Annotated in this window: 2 protein-coding genes and 1 pseudogene; all 3 read left to right on the forward strand. The window is 69.3% G+C overall.

The window, feature by feature from the left end; translation table 11 throughout:
* Positions 1-120: 120 nt before the first annotated feature.
* The gene (locus tag B3446_RS12170; protein WP_291381299.1) at positions 121-1,848 is read left to right on the forward strand and encodes a TolC family protein; all 1,728 of its coding nucleotides are present in this window, start codon (positions 121-123) and stop codon (positions 1,846-1,848) included.
* A gap of 109 nt (positions 1,849-1,957) precedes the next feature.
* Entirely contained in the window at positions 1,958-2,683 is a 726-nt protein-coding gene (locus B3446_RS12175; protein ID WP_422652844.1) for an efflux RND transporter periplasmic adaptor subunit, read from the forward strand.
* A pseudogene (locus B3446_RS12180) lies at positions 2,680-2,948 on the forward strand (secretion protein HylD); the annotation flags it as partial. The gene B3446_RS12175 and the pseudogene B3446_RS12180, both read left to right, overlap by 4 nt.

The raw sequence follows: 2,948 nt of genomic DNA on the forward strand, positions 1-2,948 counted from the left end.
GCTGGATGCGGCGCGGCAGTTTCTCGCTTCCCTGGACGACGGCGCCGCGGGCGGCGCCTCCGACACGGCCGCCGGCGCCCGGCAGGCCATCACCATCAATGCAGCAAGCTGACTCCAGACATGACTCTTACCTTTGATTCCGCCACGCCCATGACACACCGCGCCCGCCGCTTCGCCCTGACCGTGCTCGCCACGGCCGTTCTCGCCGGTTGCGCCGTCTCGCCGCCCGAAAAGCTGAGCACGCAGGACCTGCTGCAGCTCGATCAGGCCGACCGCGGCGCCATGTTCGCGCACCAGGAGCCGGTGACGGGCCCGATCACGCTGGACGAGGCCATCGCCCGCGCCGTCAAGTACAACCTGCAGCAGCGCCTGGCGCTGATGGAGCGTGCGCTGGAAGACGACCTGACCGACGTCCAGAAGCAGGGCATGTTGCCCAAGCTGACTGCCCGCGCCGGCATGCGCGCCCGCAACAACGATTACGGTTCGTCCAGCGAATCGCTGGCCACCGGCACGCAATCGCTGGTGCCGTCCACCAGCCAGGAACGGGACACGCACACGGCCGATCTGCAACTGACGTGGAACGTGCTGGACTTCGGCCTGAGCTACTTCGGCGCCAAGGCGCAGGGCAACAAGGCGCTGGCGGCCGAAGAGCGCCGCCGCCGCGTGGTGGCTGACATCATCCGGCAGACGCGCACGGCGTACTGGAATGCCGTGACTGCGGAACGCCTGAAAGACCGCGTGTCCTCGACACTGGCCGAAGCGCGCCAGACGCTGGAATATGCGCGCCAGACCGAGCAGAAGCGCCTGGTCGCGCCCATCCTGGCCCTGCGCTACCAGCGAGATCTGCTGAACATGGTGCGCCAGACCGAGGCGCTGGACAACGAACTGGCGCAGGCCAAGGCGCGCCTCGCCACGCTGATGAACCTGCCGCCCAGCGCGGACTTCCAGCTGGCCGCGCCGGACGCCGCCACCATGGCGCCGCCCGTGCTCGCCTACGAACTGCAGGACCTCGAAGCCCTGGCAATGGTCCGCCGCCCCGAACTACGCGAAGAAAGCTATCTGGCGCGCAACGCCGTGCTGGAAACGCGCATGTCGCTGCTGCGCCTCTTGCCCAACGCGTCGCTCTTTGGCGGGCTGAACTACGACAGCAACAAGTACCTGGTCAACAACAGCTGGGCGGACGCCGGCATGCAGGTGAGCTGGAACCTGCTCAGCGTGCTGTCGTGGTCGTCGATCACCCGCGCCGGCGAGTCGCGCGAACAGGTGGCCGAACTGCGCCGCCAGGCCTTGCGCATGACCGTGCTGAGCCAGGTCCATATCGCCTGGCTGGAACGACAACGCGCGGAAACCGCCTTCCGCCGCGCCAGTGAACTGAGCCGTTTGCAGGACGCGATTCAGGTGCAGACCGAGAACGCCGCGCGCAGCAGCGCCGAGACGCATCTGGAAGTGGTGCGCGCAAAGGTCGAGACCCTGCTCGCCACGCGGGCCCGCGACCTGAGCTACGCCGAACTCGTCAATGCCCAGAACACCATCTACCAGGCCGCCGGGATCGATCCCCTGCCCGAACGCATCTCCGATGAAAGCCTGGCCAGCCTGGCGCGTGACATCGCCGAGACCAACCAGCAGATCGAACGCGGCCACGTCGACATTCCGCGCCTGGCCGTGGCGCCGCAAGCCATCGATACGAACGGACAGGCCATCGCAACGCCCGTGATCGACCCCGTTGCGTCCGTAACCGAGCCCGCCGGGCCGCCCGCGCTGCGCACCGTCTCCGGCAACCTGTGGAGCAGCGTCGGTTCCGTCGCCAGCGCCGGCGGCGCGGACAACCAATCGGTGAAAGCGCGCTGACATGCCGATTCTGCAAGCCTCCATATCGCGGCACGGCGCGCGCCTGCTGCTGGCAGCGAGCGTTGCCGCGTCCGCGGCCGTCCATGCCCAGACGCCGCCGCTCGTCCCCATGACCGCCCCGGCCGCCGCCGACACGGCTCGCGCCCCACCCCTGGCCGNNGCTCGCGCCCAACTCGTGGCCGCGCGGCGTGCGGTGATTTCCAGCAGCCTGTCCGGCAAGATCGACGCGCTGCCGTTTCGGGAAGGCGACCGCTTCAAGAAGGGCGATGTGCTTGTCGCCTATGACTGCGCCTTGAACCGCGCCCGGCTGGAACGCGCCGTGCTGGCCGAATCGGCCGCGCGCAAGAAGCAGGCGGTCGCCGAGCAGCTGGAGGCGCTGCGCTCCATCAGCCGATCCGACGTCGAACAGGCGCGCGCGGCGGTCGCCGTCGCCCGTGCCGAAAGCAACGCCGAAAGGGTGCTGGTGGATCGCTGCGTCATTGCCGCCCCGTTCGCGGGCCGGGTCGGCGAAACCTATGCGCGCGCATCGGAAAGCGTGGCCGAAGGCGAGAAGCTCGTCAGCATCTACGACGACTCCGCCTTCGAACTGGAAGCGATCGTGCCGTCGCGATGGCTGGCGTGGCTCAAGCCCGGTTCGCCGCTGCGCGTCACCGTCGACGAGACGGGACGCACGTACGAGGCTTCGGTCTCGCACATCGCGGGCGCCGTGGACCCGGTCAGCCAGTCGGTCAAGATCATTGGCCGCCTCGCTGACGCGCAGAACACGGCCGCCGAACTGCTGCCCGGCATGAGCGGCAGCGTGCGCGTAGACCTGCCCCCCGCGGGAACACCGTGACGGACATTGCTGCACGAGAAAACCTGCTGGCCGCGCTGCTCCAGCTGGAAAAGCGCGCGCGGGCCTGCGCGGACGCGCAGGCGCTCGCGTTTCTGATGGTCAACGACACGCATGCGCTAGCGCCGTACCGGCAGGCAGCGCTGTGGCTGCCGGGCGCCGGCGGCGATGGTGTCGTCTCCGCGCTGTCGGGCCTGGCGGTGCCGGACCCGAATGCGCCCTATACCGTGTGGCTGGCGGGCCTGCTGGCCAGCCGCGCGCGCGACGG

The sequence above is a fragment of the Achromobacter sp. UBA5777 genome (assembly GCF_002418565.1).
In the GTDB taxonomy this organism is placed as follows: domain Bacteria; phylum Pseudomonadota; class Gammaproteobacteria; order Burkholderiales; family Burkholderiaceae_B; genus Achromobacter; species Achromobacter animicus.